This is a genomic window from Pedobacter polaris (assembly GCF_005116505.1).
GTDB lineage: Bacteria > Bacteroidota > Bacteroidia > Sphingobacteriales > Sphingobacteriaceae > Pedobacter > Pedobacter polaris.
Genome location: NZ_SWBR01000002.1, coordinates 67,068 through 87,524 on the forward strand (window position 1 = coordinate 67,068; position 20,457 = coordinate 87,524).

The window sequence follows — 20,457 nt, forward strand, 5'->3', positions numbered from 1 at the left end:
ACCAATAATTAAATAAATCAGCCTTAATGAATAATTCCACAAATGTAGTTTCCCGTTATGCATGGCTAATTGTTGGCATGTTATGGATAGTAGCATTCCTTAATTACCTCGACCGTATCCTGATTACCTCAATGAGGGATCCTATAGTTGCTGATTTTGCGTTAACAGATGCTCAATTTGGTTTGCTAACTGCGGTATTTTTATGGTCGTATGGAATTTTTAGTCCATTTGGTGGTTTCATCGCTGATAAATACAGTCGGAAAAAAGTAATTGTTTTCAGTGTTTTTGTGTGGTCGTTGGTCACGCTTTGGACAGGTTATGCCTCTTCATTTAATGAAATGTTGTTGACGAGGTTTTTAATGGGGATTAGCGAAGCTTGTTATATTCCTGCTGCCTTGGCTTTGATTACAGATTATCACAAAGGTCGAACCCGTTCTTTAGCCACTGGCTTACACATGAGTGGATTATATGCAGGCTTGGCATTGGGTGGTTTGGGTGGATATATTGCAACCATTTGGGGTTGGCGTTTTGGTTTTCACGCATTCGGTGCTTTTGGAATTGTCTATTCAATCATTTTGTTATATGTACTAAAAGATAAAAAAGAACCAGTAGCAGAAACGGACGAATTAATGCCTGTTACCGAAAAAATTACTCCGCTTGGTGCGCTAAAGGTGCTTTTTAGTGAAAGGTCATTCTATATTTTGCTCTTTTATTTTGCGGTTTTGGGTATGGTAAATTGGTTGGTTAATGGTTGGCTACCTACTTTCTTGAAAGACCATTTCAAACTAGATCTTGGTGCAGCAGGATTTTCTGCAACAGGTTACATACAGATCGGTTCGTTTATAGGGGTTGTTGCGGGTGGTATATTGGCAGATAGATGGACACGTAAAAATGAAAAAGGCAGGCTTTACATGTTAATAATAGGTTTTACTTTGGGAGCACCATTTCTATTTTTGATGGCTTCTACAAACGTATTTGCAATAGCCATTGTTGCTATGTTGGTATTCGGTTTGGCTAGAGGATTTAACGATTCGAATTTAATGCCCATCTTGCGACAGGTTGCCGATGGACGTTTTATTGCTACTGGTTACGGTCTGCTAAATTTCCTAAGTACAATTGTTGGTGGGTCAATGGTTTATGTAGGTGGTGCGCTAAAGGATGCAAACATTGATCTTTCCATTATCTATCAAATTGCTGCAATAATAATGTTAATTGCCACTTGGAGTTTGTTTGCTGTTAAGATTAAAAAGACGAGTTAGTATGAAAAGATATTTTTCGGTTATTTTGTTGATTAGCTGTTTTGTCCAGCTTGTTAAAGCAGAAGTTGTTCTTCCTGCAATATTTAGCAATGGAATGGTACTTCAGCAGAAGGAAAATGTTAAATTCTGGGGAAAGGCGAGGCCTAATGTCAATTTAGTAATTACTACTTCCTGGAACAACAAAACCATAACCGTTAAAACAGGTGCTGATGGAAATTGGAGATCGAATGTTAATACTCCGGTTGCAGGAGGTCCCTATACGATTATTTTGAATGATGGTAACAAGCTTATTTTATCTGATGTGCTGATAGGAGAGGTTTGGGTTTGTTCGGGGCAATCTAACATGGAAATGCCTGTAAAGGGTTTCGCAAATCAGCCAGTATTAGGCGCCAATGATATACTATTGGATGCTGAGGAAGCCGGAGTTAGACTTTTCAGGATAGAAAAGAATTTGAGTAGGTTACCTATTGAGAAGATATCGAGTAAATGGGAAGTAAGCAGCTCGAAATCTGTAAGCGAATTTAGTGCAGTTGGCTATCAGTTTGCAAGGTTTTTGCAACATAACCTTAAAGTGCCTATTGGGATTATTCAAACTGCATACGGAGGCACGGATATTGAAGCCTGGATGACAAAAAATAGCCTAGCTGGATTTAGTGATTTTAAGAATCCATCAGATACAGCCAAAATTATCAAGAATGATCCTGCTGTGCTTTTCAATGCTATGGTTAATCCGATTATAGGTTACCAAATTAAAGGAGTAATCTGGTATCAGGGAGAAAATAACAGGGTTAATCCATTAACTTATGATCGAAAAATGGCAGCTATGGTTAAGGAATGGCGTGCACTTTGGGAAGCAGGAAATTGGCCTTTTTATTATGTTCAAATTGCTCCAAATGTATATAAAGATCACAAGGAAGATATTCCACTGTTATATGAGGCACAAGCAAGAGCTATGTCGCTAATTGAAAATTCTGGAATGGTGGTGAGTGTTGATGCTGGTAGCCAAAAAACTATACACCCGCCTAACAAAACCATAATTGCAAAACGATTAGCTTATTGGGCTCTTGCAAAAAATTACAACAGGGAAGCTATTGCCTATCTAGGGCCTATTTACAAATCGCTAAAAATAGAAGGCGAAAAAGCTATTCTTAACTTTGAACAAATCCCTCTTGGACTTACAGCTTATGACCAGAAATTGATTGGTTTTGAGATAGCCGGCTCCGATAAGATTTTCATTCCGGCAGATGCAGTGATTACTGGTAAGACTGTTGTTGTTAAAAGTGAACAAGTTAAAAACCCCATGGCAGTTAGGTATTGTTTCAAAGATAGTGCGGTTGGTAACCTGTACAATGTAGAGGGACTGCCTTTAGGTCCATTCCGGACAGATAAGTGGGAATAAGTTACATGGTTTTCTTATAAATACAAGTATAGCTGTTAAGTAACCATTGGTATTGCCGTTTATTGGTAAATGTAAATTGGAGTTGCAATCTATAAAGATGTTCCTAGTATCCTTGGTGATATGGAACTAATGGCTTATTTTAGTCGATCAGTTGATTTCTGCTTTACCTATGCACCAAGCGCTTTTCTATATTTCTGTACTTATCATTATTGCAAGTTTAGTTCCCTTGATTCGCCATGACTTTTGGTTATTCAGAGTATTTGAGTATCCCAGATTACAAAAGCTAGTACTAAATGTAGTATTATTAATAGCGTACTTTTGGTTTCCCCCAATTACTGTTTATGAAAAAATTGTGGGCTGTGCACTTGTGCTGAACCTTGGTTATCTTATCTATCAAGTCTTTCCATTCACCTTGCTGGGCAAAAGGCAGATCATTTCGGCAAGGTACCCAGCTGGAGACAACAATATTTTACTATTGATTGCTAATGTCTATCAGGACAACCGTAAGAGCCAAAGCTACCTAGAGCTAATTAAGAGATGTGATCCCGATGTGCTGTTAATGGTAGAGACCAATTCGTGGTGGCAAGAGCAGATAGACGTTATTGGGAATGAATATCCACATCAGTTAAAGGTACCACTAGAAAACACCTACGGTATGATTTTTTATTCTAAACTTGAACTGCGAGAAGGCAGTATCAATTTTTTGGTGGAAGAGGATATTCCTTCTATACAAGTCGATGTAAAATTAAGATCTGGACAATGGGTGAGGTTGTATTGTCTTCATCCACAGCCTCCGGTACCACAAGAAAATCCACGTTCGACGGAAAGAGATAGGGAGATATTAATGGTCGCTGAGCTGGCAAAAGACTGCGAACTTCCGGTAATTGTAATGGGCGACCTAAACGATGTGGCCTGGAGTTATACCACTGAACTCTTTGGAAAGGTGAGTGGACTTTTAGATCCGCGAAGGGGAAGGGGTTTTTTTAATAGTTTCAACGCTAAATATTTATTTCTGCGGTTTCCGTTAGACCATATCTTCTGTTCTGCTGATTTTACGCTCTCTGGCATCAAGAGGATGGAAAGCTGCGGTTCAGATCATTTTCCTATGTGCGTGAATCTGCAGTATGACCCACGTTCTGAAAAGAACAATGAAAAGCCGGTTGCAGACCAGGAAGATTTAGCGCTTGCCCAAAACAAGTTAGCGGCAGATACAAACTAATAAGGCTGACCCTTGTTTAATTGTTTTATAGTTTATTGCCATATCTCATCTAGAGTAAATGGATTTATGGGACTTGATTATATTGTCAATGTGATTAATTTTCTCTGAAATTATATTTTTAACAAAGACTTCACTAAACTCTTTCTCTGTTTTGCGATAGGTATTTTTTGAGTAGTATAGTTCATGATCAAGTATCCCGAGTCTTCATTGAGCATGCTGGTAACATGTGCTTTATTTACCAAATGCGATTGGTGGCACCGTATAAAACCATATGGGACTAGTAATTCATCGTATTCATACAATGGTCTAGAAATAAGGTGTTCTACTCCACTTACCATAAAAAAAGAGGTGTAGTTGTTCGAAGATTCACATCTAACGATGTCTTTAACTGGTACTAAATAAGTTTCTTTAAGTGTTGGTAAAGCTATCTTCTGGTTTTCATCAGGATATTTATTATCCAGTAAGTGAAGAAGATTATCTAATCTTAAGTTTTGTTTTTTAGCATTTACTGATTTTTCTATTCTACTTACTGTATTTTTAAGCTCAGTAATATCAATGGGCTTTAATAAATAATCTAGCGCAGAAAATTTTACCGCCAATATACCATAAGCATCATAAGCAGTAACAAAAACCACTGCAAATTCTGGGTTTTTGAATGATTTTAATAGATCAAACCCATTCTTTCCTGGCATTTCAATATCAAGAAATACAACATCTGGTTTTAATTCTTGGATACAAGTTTTTGCTTGATCTGCATTTATAGCCGATGCTACAACTTCAATCTCTTTGCAATGGCGAACAAGCAGCGCTTGTAAATTGCTTATGTTAATAAGCTCATCATCAACTATTATTGCACTTATCATTTAATTATCTAACCAATTATGAAATGTTAAAATGGCTTCAGTTCCATCTTTTTTATTAAAATCGAGGACAATATTTTGCTCTTTTTTCATCGAATTAATTGTCTTTATTCTTTCTTCTGTTAAAGAAAGACCATAACCAAATTCACTACTTTTATTCAACCATGTTCCATTATCTTTCACCACAATTACAAAAGTACCTTTTTTTTGCCCTTCCTTACAAACAATGAGTAGTTGCCCTTTTTCTCCCAAACCAGAGAGACCATGCTTTATTGAATTCTCTATCAGAGGTTGTAATAACAAAGTTGGTATTTCTATTACAGAAGGATTGAGCTCCTCAGCGATTTCAATATCCCATGAAAAATTAAATCTAAAAGCTTCTATCCTAATATACATACGCATCATCTCAAGTTCTTGGTCCAGACTATTAAAAATATGCTTGCTTTTAGCCAATGTTTTTCTTAATAAAGAACTAAATTCCTGTAAATATTGATTTGCTTCATCAATTCGGTTCGTATTCATCAAACCTTGAATAGAACTCAATGCGTTAAAAGTAAAATGTGGGTTTAACAGCGACTGCAACCGTATAGCCGCTTGTTCCATTTTTTGCTGTTCCTTTAATGATGATTTAACCTTGTTTTTAAGACTTCTCGTGATCAATAAGATAACAATAGCCACAAATACTAGCAAAGCAATAATATATGTTGTGATAGATTGGTACCAATAAGGTTTTACACGCAGATAACCGACTCCTACATTTTCTTTTTGAACAACGTAGTTGACTCTCAACTCATAGTCCGTGTTCGCAACTAATTTTAAAGATTCAAGCTTGCTTTGGATGATTTTATGTTCAGTTCTTTTCGTTTTTAGGTTTACTAAAGTGTACTCAACTTGCAAGTCCCTAAAATCGGCTTCTCTATCAATAACGAGTTTTATTTTCTCTCCAGGTGATAGCTTAAACTCACTTGAATGATCGTCAGATGGCAAAACCAAAGAGCGGATTCCACTTTCGTTTGTAGTATATAGCTTGATTTTAGGGATTGACCTGAGTCTTTTAATTTCATACCTGCATACAAGCGAATCTGTTTTCCCATCTAAAATATCAACATAAAACTCTTCATTAGGATTTAAATAAACCTCACTAGGTAAAATATTTTTTGATTGTTTATGGGGCCTTTCTTTAAGATATGTATTGAGGTAAAGCTTATTGGCTAATTTATCAAATGTGTTAGTTGAGTTAATTGTTACAAAGCCCCCAACTGTATAAATCTTCACAAGTTTTTCCTTTGTAGCCTCTTTTATTTGACTGGTAAGCAGTCCTTTGCCTTCAACTCGTATGTATGAGCTGTTCAGTATATTAGATTGCTGACCATAAGCACCTTGTACATACATTAAAAGAAATAAAACAGGTGTAATATATTTCTTAAGCCTCATCTTGGTTATTGTTTAATTTCATTCGTAATGCTAATATAATATTTATTATAACTTTCGATTGTTATTGCGCTTTAGCAATAGCAATCATTGCTTCTAGTTCATTAATCAGTTCGGCGTCTGAGGAATATCCGCTGGTTGAAAATCTTAGTCTGCCATTTTTATCAATTACCATTTTAGCAGGAATTCCTTTTATGTTGTAGGCAACTGCAGTTGGGAATATTTTTGGATTTTTAGCTGATGGTTTATCCATCAATACATTATTGGGAAATTTGTATTTTTTGATATATGATTTTACACGTTCTTCTGCACTAGGTCCAGATTCCTGAGTTGCTATAAATAGAAAAATTACTTCTGGGTGCTGGCTGCTCACTTTCTTCATTGCTGGCATAGATGCGATGCAAGGAACACACCATGTCGCCCAAAAATCAAGCACTACAATCTTTCCTCTTAAATCAAGGAGTGATACACGTTTTCCACTAAGGTCAAATAGCGTAAAATTAGGCGCTTCAACATCAGCTATCATTTTCTTTGCCATTTCGATTTTATAAGCTTTGTTAACATTTCTTTGAATTGAGTCTAAAAAATTGGCTCCATTGGCTTTACTACCTCCATTTTTTACATATAATCTTTTAAGTTGGGTATTCATATTGGTAGAAGATTTCCCTAATTCGGCCATTTTAAGTAGTATTTCGTATGCCTTGGGCTCTTGACCTTCTAATTCTAAAAGCTTAGTATAAAGTTCAACAGAAGTTTGCTGGATTTCTTCCATGTCTGTACTTTTCCATGCTTTTTCTAGATATAAAAATGCTGCATGATTTTTACCGTTCGCATACAGAGTCTTGGCGTATGTTTCATAATAAGGATAAGCAGCCATTTTCATAAACTTGTTCCAACTTTCTTCTGGAAAATTGTTTGGTCTTGCCGATGGATCATTTTTATAGGAATCATACAGTTCTACTGTTTTTTTTGCAATCACCTCTGCATAATCCAAGTGTACATTGTCCCTATTTAAAATGTCTGCTGCCATATTCAGATAAGAGGTTTGGTTAAACTTGTTTTTGATTGACTTAATATAGTTTTCAAATTGTGGAAAAACCTTTACGTTGAGAAAATTCAGTGCTACCATTCCTTTCATAAGGTCAATATCTTCAGCGTTTTCAATTGTATCCAAGTTGTAGTCTTTAATGATTTTATGAAGAGATAGCACATTTTTTTCAGGATCCGTTTCTTTGATCATAGATTGGATCTGATTTCTCATTGCTTCCAAATTTTGTGCATTTGCATTCCATGAAATGCAAAAAAGCATGCTTAATACTATTCTGATGATAATTTTCATATTTCTTGTTTTTAACTTCTTGCCAAAATTAAATACAGGTATACGGAAAAAATACTATCACTGTGACAATAGCCAATATGGGTGTGAATTGGGATTGTTTCGTATCTATAAGATATCTTGCTATAACAATGTGGATATTTAACAGATTGAAATTGAAATCGCCTTTTTGTTGAATTCGAAAATATATATAGAAAGTTAATGGTTCAAACTAGTCTTTTTTGACCTTTTTATCGTATTGAATCTGTAGTTCAGCCAATGCCTTGTGATAGCCAGCTTGATCTATAAATGCTGTTGGAGCATAAGGCACTCCCGGTTTATGCTTTTGGTGTAGATTAAATTGACTAGCATGTGAGGATAACCAAATATCAAATTTCAGGTTCTTCATCGCCTTGAGGGTATAGGCATAATCTTTTTCAATTGTTGGATAGTTAGCTACGTCTGAGAATTTTTTTTCCGTTACAATGGTTGGCATGTTAGCGATTAATACCTTATAGGTCTTAGTGCCATCGATTACATCGAAAATATAGCTACATGAACCCTTAGTATGGCCTGGATGGTTTAGCATCTTGAGTTTTATGCCACCAAGGCTAATCAGCTCCCCATCTTTTAAAGTTTTATCAGGATTTAAAGGTAGATAGCTGCTCACGCCGTTTCCCAACGCATAATCTGAGCTTCCTCCATCCCTCATTACTTGTGCATCATTTTGGTTAACCATTACCTTTGCACCTGTACTTTTCTTTAACGCTGCCATTGCTCCCATATGATCATAATGAGCTTGTGTAGTAAGCAGTATCTTGGTGTCTGATAATTTAAAACCAAGTGCTTTGATGTTTTTTTCAATGATGACCGCAGAATTGGCTAATCCGGTATTGATCAGGATGTTTCCTTGTGCTGTTGTAAGGAGGTAGCAGGCAAGATCATACGTGCCTACATAGTACAAATTGCCTACAATGCGGAATGGAGGATAGGGTTTTGACCATTCGCTTGGGGTGTCTTTTGGTTCTTTAACTGTTTGCGCATGACTAGATAAGCTCGCTAATGCAAGAAAAAGTACAAGTGTCGTAGCTTTGGTTAGGTTTTTTAGGCTAAAAAAAATCATTTTCAAATATACAGATCTGAAAGAATTTCTGTATATTTTTTCCATTTTATCCCAGATTTAAATCCTGTTTTAGTCCCAGTATTTAAACTAATATTTTGCCGATTTTAGCAAACTTTGCATTAACTCAACCAGCTAAGTTATCTTGGGTTGGTATTATCAAATTAAAAATGAAAGTAGAGAACAGCGAGTTGCAAATCTAATGAACCTTTGTAGTACTGAAATAACAGAAGGTCAGTTTTCAGAAATAATTTTCCTGCTTCATATCTTCGGCTTTAGTCTGGTAAAAAATATGTAGTATTAATTGAGTTAAAGCATGTAAACATTTGGATAATAAATGTATAAAAATACATAAGTTTCATATTGTTTCGTTTTTTTATCGATAATTTATCTATAATTCTGTCAAAAATGTTGGATTTTCATTGTGTTACAACCTACATAAATACACTTTTATGCTAGTGTTTAGTTGGGATGAGTCTTCGCATCCAGCGCTAGATTTATCATTTTTATTAGCTACTTTTGGATATGAGATTTCTTTAGATCTTCATCTATCTATCAAGGAAATAAATTATGATTTTTGAACAACTCATAAAAGAGTCGCCGCTTGCTATTTATACATGTGATGCAAATGGACGAGTAACTTTTTTTAATGATTCGGCAGCAGTGTTGTGGGGAAGGAAACCAGAGCTTCTAAAAGATTATTGGTGTGGTTCATGGAAAATTTTTCATCCAGATGGCAGGCCCATGGAATTAAACAGTTGCCCAATGGCCCTTACGCTGAAACAAGGCAAATCTTTTGCGGGAGAAGAGATTGTTATCCAGCGTCCCGACGACTCATTTCGTTCGTTATTGGTCTATCCATCGCCTGTTTTTAGTGAGGATAAAGTGCTATTGGGAGCTTATAATACACTTGTCGATATTACAGAAAATAAATCTGGTGAAGAGAAACATGCCATACTTTCGGCTATCGTAGAATCCTCGGATGATGCAATATTGAGCAAGGGGCTAGATGGGGTCATAAAAAGCTGGAATACGGGGGCGCAGAAAATTTTTGGATATACAGAACAAGAGATGTTGGGGAGGCATATCAGCACGATCATTCCTCCAGCATTGATAAGCGAAGAGGAGGTAATTATTTCCAATATCAAGGCCGGCAAAAAGGTTGATCACTTCCAGACCATCAGAATGCATAAAGATGGGCATGAAATTGATATCTCACTCACAGTTTCTCCAATTAAGGATGCCTTTGGGAATATTACAGGGGCTTCAAAAGTGGCAAGGGATATCTCTGAGATAAAGAGAGCCGAACGTATGACCATAGAATTTGCTAAAAGGCAGCAGCTATTGAACTCTATCGGAACTGCTATTTCAGAAAAACTTGATGTTAAAGAAATTCTGCAAAGGGTTACGGATGCAACAACCGAAATTACGGGTGCGGCTTTTGGTGCCTTCTTTTACAATACTTACGATGAAAAAGGTGATTCATTAATGCTTTTTACGGTATCTGGAGCACCACATGAAGCTTTTGAACAGTTTGAGATGCCAACGGATACAGCGATTTTTCATTCTACCTTTTCTCTAGAGCGCATTGTTCGGTTAGACGATATAACCAAAGACCCTAATTATAGTAAAAATGCTCCCTATTTTGGTATACCAATAGAGCAACTTGACGTAGTTAGCTTTCTAGTCGTTCCGGTTATCTCCTCATCTGGTCAGGTAATTGGCGTGCTGTTCTTCGGACATCCTAAGGCTGGTATGTTCAAAATAGAACATGAAGAAATTATGGCTAGTGTAGCCTCACAGGCTGCAGTAGCACTAGATAATTCTAAACTATTTGAGGAGGTAAGAGCATTAAGTGAGAAAAAAGATGAATTTATAGCACTTGCAAGCCACGAACTTAAAACGCCACTAACTACTTTAAAAGGTTATTTGCAAATGTTGCAAAACGAAAAAGGAAGTAAGATGGCTGAATTCTTTGTGCAAAAATCTTTAAAGCAATTGGACCGCTTAGGCTCACTCATTGGTGATTTGCTAGACGTTTCTAAAGTAGAGGCGGGTAAGTTGCAATTCAATTTCGAAATTTTTGATCTGGGGCAAACTTTAAAAGATATTTTGGAAACTTTCCACTACAATACGAGCTCGCATGTAATTTCCTTTTCAGGATATGAAGGGCAGCTGTTGGTGTATGGAGACCAGCAGCGAATTGAACAGGTGATTATTAACCTATTGAACAATGCTGTTAAATATTCACCACGATCGAAACAGGTTTACGTAACCCTTGAGACGAATCAGGACCAAGCTGTGATTAGGGTGAGAGACAATGGGATTGGCTTAAGCAAAGAACAGCAAAAGAGTATCTTTAAGCGCTTTTTTAGAGCTGAAGGAGTTTCTGATATTGCTGGGTTGGGACTTGGCCTTTATATCAGCAAAGAGATCATAGATCGGCATAAAGGATCCTTTACCATAGCTAGCGAGGTAGGGGTTGGATCTGAATTTTGTTTTGCCATTCCGATAAAAAATACTGATGTTTAAAACAATTTAAACTAGAGGGATGTTCCCGGTTTGTCAAACAGAAAAAAACATGAACGATAAAAAGATGGTTTACGTTGTTGAAGATGATGGAGATATCAGTGAAATGATTGTCTTGCTGTTATCCAATGCTGATCTTGAGGTGAGTGCGAGTGCTACACTTTCAGATTTTCGCGAATTGCTTGATAGCCAACTGCCTGATCTGATTGTGATGGATGTAATGCTTCCTGATGGAAATGGTATGGACGAATGTCGTGAACTAAAAGAATCTAGCAGTTTAAAGCATATTCCACTACTGCTAATGTCGGCGCATGCTCAAAGTCACTTGGTGATTAGTGAGTGCCCTGCCGATGGTTTTATTGCGAAGCCTTTTGATATCTACGATTTTATTGATCGCGTTAAGTTGCAACTAGCCTGAATATCATCTTCCAAGTGAAAGTTTAAGCCAGCCTAACTTATTCTTTAAATTTTGTATCAATTAGGCTCTATTGATGTTGATTCCCTCTCTAATTCCATTTTGTTCAAAATAAAGCTGTAAAGGAGTATTAAACTTTACAAAAGCTGAGATATCTTCTTTTAACTTGTTTAGCAAGTCTATAAAGTCTACCTGTGGCTGTACGAATATAATGATATCGTCTCCCTGATGCTTGTATTGTTTAAGTTCATTCCCATATTTATTGTAAAGACGAATGATTAAATCTATTGGGCCGTCATTTTTGCGTTTGCTGGAATACGGCATTTTATTGTTGTTAAAATATTCCATACTTAGGCTTGTCCATAAATCGTACCAAAGCTTTCTAACCATTTGATTATGTGATGTAAAGATAACTTGCACTCAAAATTAGCAGTTTTCATTTCCATTTTGTTATCGAAACTAGTCTTCTCAATTAGTCCTACTGCTCTATCTAATGACTTTGTTGTCTATTATATGGTATTTTAAAAAATTATCTTTAATTTTCAGTTATGATCACTTGATGCCGGAACTTAATAGCTGGCCAAGTGTTAAATCTTAGCCCTTTTTACCACTATGGATGCTCAATATCTCACAACAACTTCTGCTGAATCAAAGGCAGCCGTTAACACATCTCTTGACTTAAAAGTGTTATTGAACGTGCTTTCCGCAGTCAAGAGCGGAAGGCTGAACATCAGGATGCCAGTAACCCAGGCGGGTATAGAAGGCAGGATTTGCGAGGTGCTCAATGATATCATTGATATGAACCAACGTTTTGTGGCGGAGATTTCTTCTGCAGAAAAGACAATTGGTAAAAAAGGGAACCTTTCTAAAAGAATAGAACTGCCAGAGGCAAAAGGGGAATGGGCTGATGGGGTCAGTTCGCTAAATACACTGATTACCGACTTAACGTCTCCAACTCTGGAGATTGCTAATATGATCAACTCTGTTGCTAATGGAGATCTTTCAAGACAAATTCCCTTGGAGATTAGTGGGCAGCCCCTAAGGGGAGAGTTCCTACGGATAGCTAAGGAGTCCAATCAGATGCTTTCCAAGTTGAGGCTTTTTTCGATGGAGGTAACTAGAGTTGCCCGTCAGGTAGGTTCCGAAGGAAAACTTGGTGAACAAGCGAAAATCAAAGGGGTAGCAGGTGTATGGGCGGAATTAACAGATTCGGTAAACCAGATGGCCGGTAATCTCACCGCCCAAGTAAGGAATGTGGCTGCGGTTACTACCGCAGTGGCGAAGGGTGACCTTTCCAGAAAAATTACCGTAGAGGCAAAAGGAGAGATATTGGAGCTCAAAAATACAATCAATACCATGGTGGATCAGTTGAACTCTTTCTCTTCTGAGGTAACACGTGTAGCCTTGGAGGTGGGAACAGAAGGGAAACTAGGTGGACAAGCAGAGGTGCCAGGAGTAGCTGGAACTTGGAAGGACCTTACAGATTCGGTGAACCGGATGGCGGGTAACCTAACCTCGCAGGTAAGAAACATTGCTGGGGTAACTACTGCGGTAGCCAATGGTGATCTTTCCAAAAAAATTACTGTAGATGTAAAGGGGGAAATGCTGGAGTTGAAGAAAACCATCAACACAATGGTAGATCAGTTGAATTCTTTTGCTTCAGAAGTAACCCGTGTGGCCTTAGAGGTGGGTACCGAAGGCGAATTGGGTGGCCAAGCAAGGGTAAAGGGCGTAGGTGGAGTGTGGAAGGACCTAACCGATTCAGTAAACCAAATGGGTAGCAACCTAACCGATCAGGTAAGAAATATTGCAGGAGTAACCACTGCAGTAGCAAAAGGTGATCTTTCTAGAAAGATCACCGTAGATGCTAAAGGGGAACTATTGGAGCTAAAGAATACGATTAATACTATGGTAGACCAACTGAACTCTTTTTCTTCAGAGGTAACCCGTGTGGCTCGAGAGGTTGGTTCTGAAGGGCAGTTGGGTGGACAGGCAAATGTACCTGGTGTAGGGGGTACTTGGAAAGATCTAACCGATTCGGTAAACCAGATGGCGGGCAACCTGACCGGACAAGTAAGGAATATTGCAGAGGTGACCACAGCGGTGGCTAAAGGAGATTTGTCTAAAAAAATTACAGTAGATGTTCAAGGAGAAATGCTAGAGCTTAAGATTACCATCAATACAATGGTGGATCAGCTCAATTCCTTCGGCTCGGAGGTAACTCGTGTGGCTAGGGAGGTAGGTTCTGAAGGACAGCTAGGCGGTCAGGCAAACGTACCTGGTGTAGGTGGTACTTGGAAGGATTTAACAGATTCGGTAAATAAAATGGCCGATAACTTAACCTCTCAGGTACGGAATATTGCAGAGGTAACAACTGCGGTGGCTAAGGGAGATCTTTCCCGAAAAATTACAGTAGACGCCAAAGGTGAACTCTTAGAACTAAAAGATACCATTAATACCATGGTAGATCAGTTGAGGGGTTTTGCATCAGAGGTAACTCGTGTAGCAAGAGAGGTAGGTTCTGAAGGACAGCTGGGTGGTCAAGCTAATGTACCTGGAGTGGATGGTACTTGGAAAGACTTAACAGATAGTGTAAACAAAATGGCGGGTAACCTAACCGCCCAATTAAGAAATATAGCAGATGTGGCTATTGCGGTAGCCAATGGAGACCTTTCCAAAAAGATTACGGTTGATGTGAGGGGAGAAATCCTACAATTAAAGGAAACCATTAATACCATGGTAGATCAGCTGAGAGGCTTTGCTTCTGAGGTAACTAGGGTGGCAAGAGAGGTAGGTACAGATGGAAATCTTGGTGGACAGGCCTTTGTTCCAGGTGTTGCCGGAACTTGGAAGGATTTGACTGATTCGGTAAATCAGATGTCGAGTAACCTCACCTCACAAGTACGTAATATTGCTGAAGTAACCAAAGCCGTGGCAAGTGGAGATTTATCTAAAACGGTAATTATAGATGTGAAGGGAGAGATGATGGACTTGAAGAATACCATCAATACGATGGTAGATCAGTTGAATTCATTCGCCTCTGAGGTAACCCGTGTGGCTAGAGAGGTGGGTACAGAAGGGAAACTAGGCGGACAGGCACAGGTAAAGGGTGTAGGTGGTACTTGGAAAGATTTAACGGATTCGGTAAATCAGATGGCATCGAATCTTACCGGACAGATCCGTGGTATTGCAAAAGTGGCGACTGGTATTGCAAAAGGAAACTTGAAGCAACGCCTCTCTATCAATGCATTAGGTGAGGTAGCACAGCTAACAGACACAATCAATGAGATGATTGATACGCTTGCCGTTTTTGCCGATCAGGTAACTACTGTTGCCCGTGAGGTAGGGGTACAAGGTAGGTTGGGCGGACAAGCTAGTGTGCCGGGAGCATCTGGAACATGGAAAGATTTAACCGAGAATGTAAATCAGTTGGCGCAGAACCTGACAACCCAAGTACGTTCGATTTCTGAGGTAGCCTCAGCGGTAACAAAGGGAGATTTAACAAGGACAATCCGTGTGGATGCAAAAGGAGAACTTGAGGCATTAAAAGACACCATCAACCAAATGATCGCCAACTTGAAGGGTACTACACTAAGGAACCATGAACAGGATTGGCTGAAATCTAACTTAGCTAAATTTGCCCAAATGCTACAAGGGCAACGTGACAGAAATGCGGTGGCGAATAAGGTGCTCTCCGAATTAGCAGAACTCGTAAATGCCCGTTATGGTGCATTTTATATTCTAGAACAGTTAGAGTCGATGGAAGAGCCGAAACTGAAGTTGTTTGCCGGTTACGCTCAAAAGAGTTCCAAGTTGATCAATCAAGAATTTTCATTGAGCGAAGGCTTAGTAGGCCAATGCGCAACCGATAAAGAACGGATTAGGATTAGCAATTTCCCAAATGATTACCTGCAGATAAGCTCTGGCATTGGCAGTGCCACACCTTTGGATCTTGTTATTCTTCCAGTGCTTTTCGAGAATAATGTTAAAGCGGTAATAGAGCTAGCATCCTTAGATACCTTTAGCGATACGCACATCGATTTTTTAGATCAGTTGACCGAAAGTATCGGTATAGTGCTCAACAATATCGAGACCAATACGCGTACTGAGGAATTGTTAACCCAGTCACAATCTCTAGCTGGTGAGCTTTCTGCACAACAGGAAGAACTCAGGAGGGCAAATGATGAGCTGCATGATAAAGGAAGATCGCTTGAAGAAAAGGCAGAACAATTGACACTGACCTCCAAATATAAATCAGAATTTCTAGCCAATATGTCCCATGAACTTCGGACACCATTGAACAGTCTTCTTATTCTTGCCCAGCAGCTTTTCGAAAATCATGAGGGCAACCTAACCGAAAAGCAGATTAAATATGCGAAGACTATTCATTCTTGTGGTGACGATTTGATCCAGCTAATCAATGATATTTTAGATCTTTCTAAAATTGAATCTGGCGTAATTTCAGCTGATGTACTGCCGGTAAGCTTTAGAGAAATTGCTTCCTTTGTAGAATCTACATTTAAGCCGATTTCAGAGACCAAGAACCTAAAGTTCGAAATCAACGTAGAAGGTGGATTACCAGAAATGATAGAAACAGATATCCAACGATTGAACCAGATTTTGAAGAACCTGTTATCCAATGCATTCAAATTTACTGAGAAGGGTAGCGTTAAACTTAATATCTACAGGCCAAATCTGGCACAGTTGGGCACGGTGCGCAAGCCGGAAGAGGTGATCGCATTTTCTATAGAAGATACAGGTATTGGGATTTCTAGAAATACGCAAGGCATTATCTTCGAGGCATTTCAGCAAGCTGAGGGTTCTACCAGTAGAAAATATGGAGGAACGGGACTTGGGTTATCTATCAGTAAAGGATTTGCAGAGCTATTAGGTGGTACCATTACCGTGGGTAGTGAACTAGGAAAGGGCAGTGTCTTTACGCTTTTACTGCCATTGAAATATCAAGAAGGAGGAATTGTTGTTCCGCAGGCCAAAGATCACTTTACTAGTCAAGCCCGAACCAATCTAATTGATACAGTTGAAATGCATATTGAAGATGATCGCCTACATATCGTTGCTGAAGATAAGGTGATTATCGTTGTTGAAGACGATGTAAGGTTTACCAAGATTGTGATGGATAAGGCACATGATCTCAATTTAAAGGTAGTTGTAGCTTCAGGATATTTTGAGATCTTTGAAAGCATACAAAAGTACAATCCCATCGCCATTACCTTAGATGTAAATATGCCGGAGTCTAATGGCTGGAAAATACTCAAGCTGTTAAAGAGCGACATGTCCTTTAGGCACATTCCAGTGCATCTTATTTCAGGTGAAGACAATAAGGCGATGGCTCTTAAACTGGGTGCTAAAAGTTTTAATCTAAAACCCTTATCCAATAAGGCATTAGATGATCTGATCTCTGGAATTATTGCTTTTAACAGCCAACAAAAGAAAAGGGTATTGATTATAGAGGATGATGAAATGGAGCTTGAAAGGCTTTCGGGGCTGCTAAGCAATGAAAACATAGAAATATTTTGTGCAAGTACCGCGAAAAAAGGTTTATCATTTTTGAAAAATAATATTTTCGATTGTATCATCCTTGATTACGTAATGCCAGGTGTAAAGGGAATGGAACTACTAAAAAAGGTAGACCTTTTGAAACATCCACAAACCACCATTATGATCCACTCTGCCAGAGACTTTAACCACGACGAGCTTACCCAGCTTAAAAGACTAAACCATAGAATTATCACTAAAACACCTACTTCTAATGTAAATTTGCTAGAAACGTTGCTGGTAAATTTGCATGTAAATAAAAAGCACCTCAGTGAGGATAAGCTACTGATGATAGAAAAACTGATGATAAGCAATGATATTTTAAGTGGTAAAAAGGTTTTGGTGGTAGATGATGATGTAAGAAATCTTTTTGCGTTGACCGCTGCCTTTGAACGCTCCAAAATTGAGGTGCTTACTGCAGAAAGTGGTAGGGAGGCCATTGAGTTATTAAATGGCGATAAGCGGATAGATATTGTGCTGATGGATATCATGATGCCAGAAATGGATGGCTATGAGACTATTCAAATGATAAGAAAAGAACCCAGACACAAAAATTTGCCCATCATTGCGGTTACAGCAAAGGCAATGATCGGTGATAGACAGAAATGTATCGCCTCTGGTGCCTCTGATTATATCACTAAGCCGGTAAAGACAGACCAGTTGCAATCACTGATGAAAATATGGTTGATCAAGTAAGGAAATGAAAGCTGACAAAAATATCAAGATACTCATCGTTGACGACAACCAGAACAATCTGATGTCGATAGAAGTTGCCTTGGAAAAGGAGGGTTATAGTTTTTCACGTGCACTATCTGGACGTGAGGCATTACGAATACTGCTGCACGACCAGAATTTTTCTTTAATCCTGCTAGATGTAAAGATGCCTATCATGGATGGTTATGAGACCGCAGAACTGATTTATGAAAGAGACAGCCTTAAAGACATTCCCATTATCTTTATTACTGCTCACGACTATGAAGAGGCTGCTATGTTTAAGGGCTATAGGGCAGGTGCGGTAGATTTTATCCGCAAACCATTTAATCCTGAAATGCTCAGGACTAAGGTTGCAGTTTTTGCAGAAATGTTCAGGAAGAACCAATTACTTAAAAGACAAGAAGAAAAGCTCAAAGCCAATAATCAGGAATTAGTATTGCTAAATACGGAATTGGAAAGTCGTGTTAACGAACGCACAGCTGAGCTTTTAGAACTTAATACAGAATTGAGGGCCTTAAACCTCTCTAAGGATAGGTTTCTTTCTGTTATCTCTCATGACCTGAGAAACCCATTAAGTTCCATTCTTATTGCGGCAGAATTTTTGAATAAAAATGCCGCTAGAATTACCCCGAAGCAAGTACTCAATCTTTCAGGAATAATTAATAAGACTGCAAAAGAGGTTCTCCAACAGTTGAATGACCTTGTAGATTGGGCTATGAAACAACGAGAGAAGTCGAGATTTAGCCCTTCTAAACTTGACCTTAGAAATGAAATTGACCAATCACTGGAATTATTGAGTTCGTTAGCCAACCAAAAGAAAATAGGCCTAGAGAATAATGTATATGATAAAATATGCATTAATGGCGATGAACATATGCTCCGCTCCATCTTGCAAAACGTTATTACAAATGCCATTAAATTTACTCCAGCTGCAGGTGCACCGATAAGTATAACAGCAGCTAAGGTGGAGGATATGGTTGAGATCTGCATTGCAGACAATGGAGCAGGGATGTCTAATGATACGCTAAATGCATTGTTAGACTTAGGGGGTAGCAAGCCAGAACTAGGCACCGATAGCGAACGAGGAAGTGGTTTGGGTCTATTATTGGTTAGAGAGTTTGTATCGCAACATGGTGGAAGCATTGCTATAGAAAGCCAGCTTGGTGCAGGTACAAAATTTAGGTTTACCATACCATTCTATGTAGAGGTATAATAATCCTATCAACTAGGGTTATAATCGAGCTCACTGTTAGGTGTAACCTTAGAAATCTAAGGCTTTTTATTTTAGATTAGACTACTACCCATACTATTTTCGCTAGTACTGCCTACGCATTAACAAGCTCGTCTCTATTAAGGGAAAAATTGATAGTAGTTCCTTTTCCCACTTTACTTTCGATCCATAGGTTTCCATTATTATTTTCAATGAACTCTTGACAGAAGATTAGTCCAAGACCACTTCCTTTTTCATTGGCGGTTCCTTTTTCTGAAAAACGATTGCTAATCTGAAATAATGAGGATTGCATCTCTGTACTCATGCCTATACCCTGATCTTTGACACAAATGGTGACTTTACCGTCGTTTTCCGAACTTGAAAAGATAATGTGTTGATCACTATGGCTAAACTTTAGTGCATTGCTGGTCAGATTTCGCAGTACAAAGGCAATCTGTTGTCTATCTGCATAGATCCTTGTTGCTGGATCGATAGAATTGCTCATTGTAACCTGTTTCTGTAAGGACAGCTGAGTAAATCCTTCGATGGCTGTATCAACCATCTCTTTTACTTTTAGCGTTTCTTTTTTGATTTTGGTTTGCATGACCGAACCATAATAGGCTTGTGAAGCCCATTCGAGAATATTATCGAGTGTCTGCAGTGAGAGATCTATATCTGAATGAAGCAGGGCAAGTACATGATGCTTTTCTTCCTTTGACAACAGTTCATTCTCTAGAAGGTAGATTAGGCTTTTCGCACTATTGAAGGGTGAGCGCATATCGTGTCCGATAATGGAAAGTACCTTGTCTTTGAATTGATTGGAATCGGCTAGGTCTCGCTTCTGTTGTTGGATGATAGCATTAGATTTGGCTGCATCGCTAATCACGGTCCAACAGATCATAGAAATGATGATTAGCGGTGTAAGTACGTTTACTGCCGACAGCAGATCGATGAACTTTGGTAGACTGTAGAGTGGCTCATAAAAATTCTGATAGATATTAACCGACAAGGCAGTGGCAAGGATGACTAAAATACTGATAGTGCGATATGTTTTGTTCTTGGCATAGATGGCTAAGGCCACCAGTGCGATGACCAAGTAGTTCTGTGTACCTAAGCGGTTACCAAAAGCGATACACATGTAGGTGATCCAGATTGTTGTAGCTAAAGGGACGAAGTATTTAGTAAGTGAAGTTTTGGAGTTGAAATTCATTAGCAACGACCCAATAAATATGCAGCTTAAAGTAATTAGGCTGATCGAATAGGGAAGCGAGTCGCGTCCAATAAAAGCCGATAATAACGCAAGCAGGGCACTGATGATGCAGACTAAATTAATTATTTTGATTCTTGATTTTTCAACAAAGGCAATATTGTCTAAAACAGTCTGAGAGTTATTCGGCATGGAGCGTAATATATTGGCGGCTACTAAGATA

General features: G+C 38.5%; 13 protein-coding genes. 7 read left to right on the plus strand and 6 right to left on the minus strand.

Translation table 11 applies throughout. From position 1 onward, the window contains the following. The first annotated feature begins 26 nt into the window (after positions 1-26). The 3 genes from FA048_RS06675 to FA048_RS06685 all read left to right on the plus strand — a co-directional run bounded on the left by FA048_RS06675 (position 27) and on the right by FA048_RS06685 (position 3,877). The gene (locus FA048_RS06675; RefSeq protein WP_136839471.1) at positions 27-1,259 is read left to right on the plus strand and encodes an MFS transporter; all 1,233 of its coding nucleotides are present in this window, start codon (positions 27-29) and stop codon (positions 1,257-1,259) included. 1 nt (position 1,260) lies between these two features. After that, positions 1,261-2,658 (plus strand): sialate O-acetylesterase, encoded by a 1,398-nt coding sequence (locus tag FA048_RS06680; RefSeq protein WP_136839472.1) that lies wholly within the window; start codon positions 1,261-1,263, stop codon positions 2,656-2,658. A gap of 169 nt (positions 2,659-2,827) precedes the next feature. After that, positions 2,828-3,877 (plus strand): endonuclease/exonuclease/phosphatase family protein, encoded by a 1,050-nt coding sequence (locus tag FA048_RS06685; RefSeq protein WP_136839473.1) that lies wholly within the window; start codon positions 2,828-2,830, stop codon positions 3,875-3,877. Between the two features lie 110 nt (positions 3,878-3,987). On the opposite strand, the gene FA048_RS06690 is transcribed toward FA048_RS06685, so the two are convergent. From FA048_RS06690 to bla, 4 genes are all read right to left on the minus strand, one after another. Beyond that, positions 3,988-4,740 carry a LytR/AlgR family response regulator transcription factor gene (locus FA048_RS06690; protein ID WP_136839474.1) on the minus strand — a complete coding sequence of 251 codons (753 nt, stop codon included), beginning with the start codon at positions 4,738-4,740 and terminating at the stop codon, positions 3,988-3,990. Beyond that, positions 4,741-6,171, minus strand: coding sequence for a sensor histidine kinase (locus tag FA048_RS06695; RefSeq protein WP_136839475.1), 1,431 nt, complete (start codon positions 6,169-6,171; stop codon positions 4,741-4,743). Positions 6,172-6,232: 61 nt separating this feature from the next. Further along, the gene (locus FA048_RS06700) at positions 6,233-7,507 is read right to left on the minus strand and encodes a TlpA disulfide reductase family protein (RefSeq protein ID WP_136839476.1); all 1,275 of its coding nucleotides are present in this window, start codon (positions 7,505-7,507) and stop codon (positions 6,233-6,235) included. 208 nt (positions 7,508-7,715) lie between these two features. Next, positions 7,716-8,606 carry a subclass B3 metallo-beta-lactamase gene (bla, locus tag FA048_RS06705; protein WP_136841208.1) on the minus strand — a complete coding sequence of 297 codons (891 nt, stop codon included), beginning with the start codon at positions 8,604-8,606 and terminating at the stop codon, positions 7,716-7,718. Positions 8,607-9,173: 567 nt separating this feature from the next. Between bla and FA048_RS06710 the strand changes: the two genes are divergently transcribed. Together FA048_RS06710 and FA048_RS06715 are read left to right on the plus strand one after the other, a co-directional pair. Further along, entirely contained in the window at positions 9,174-11,135 is a 1,962-nt protein-coding gene (locus tag FA048_RS06710) for a PAS domain-containing sensor histidine kinase (protein WP_136839477.1), read from the plus strand. Positions 11,136-11,184: 49 nt separating this feature from the next. Continuing rightward, a complete protein-coding gene (locus tag FA048_RS06715) occupies positions 11,185-11,550 on the plus strand; it encodes a response regulator transcription factor (RefSeq protein WP_169306824.1) in 366 nt (121 codons plus the stop codon). A 60-nt stretch (positions 11,551-11,610) separates the two neighbouring features. Here FA048_RS06715 and FA048_RS06720 read toward each other — a convergent pair whose 3' ends face one another. Beyond that, positions 11,611-11,937, minus strand: a complete 327-nt coding sequence (locus tag FA048_RS06720) for a hypothetical protein (RefSeq protein ID WP_136839479.1) — start codon at positions 11,935-11,937, stop codon at positions 11,611-11,613. Positions 11,938-12,159: 222 nt separating this feature from the next. Between FA048_RS06720 and FA048_RS06725 the strand changes: the two genes are divergently transcribed. Together FA048_RS06725 and FA048_RS06730 are read left to right on the plus strand one after the other, a co-directional pair. Then, a complete protein-coding gene (locus tag FA048_RS06725) occupies positions 12,160-17,799 on the plus strand; it encodes a HAMP domain-containing protein (protein WP_136839480.1) in 5,640 nt (1,879 codons plus the stop codon). A gap of 4 nt (positions 17,800-17,803) precedes the next feature. Beyond that, positions 17,804-19,030 (plus strand): hybrid sensor histidine kinase/response regulator, encoded by a 1,227-nt coding sequence (locus FA048_RS06730; protein WP_136839481.1) that lies wholly within the window; start codon positions 17,804-17,806, stop codon positions 19,028-19,030. A 112-nt stretch (positions 19,031-19,142) separates the two neighbouring features. Here the strand turns inward: FA048_RS06730 and FA048_RS06735 are convergent, their stop codons facing one another. Continuing rightward, positions 19,143-20,426, minus strand: coding sequence for a sensor histidine kinase (locus FA048_RS06735; protein WP_136839482.1), 1,284 nt, complete (start codon positions 20,424-20,426; stop codon positions 19,143-19,145). Between the last annotated feature and the right edge of the window lie 31 nt (positions 20,427-20,457).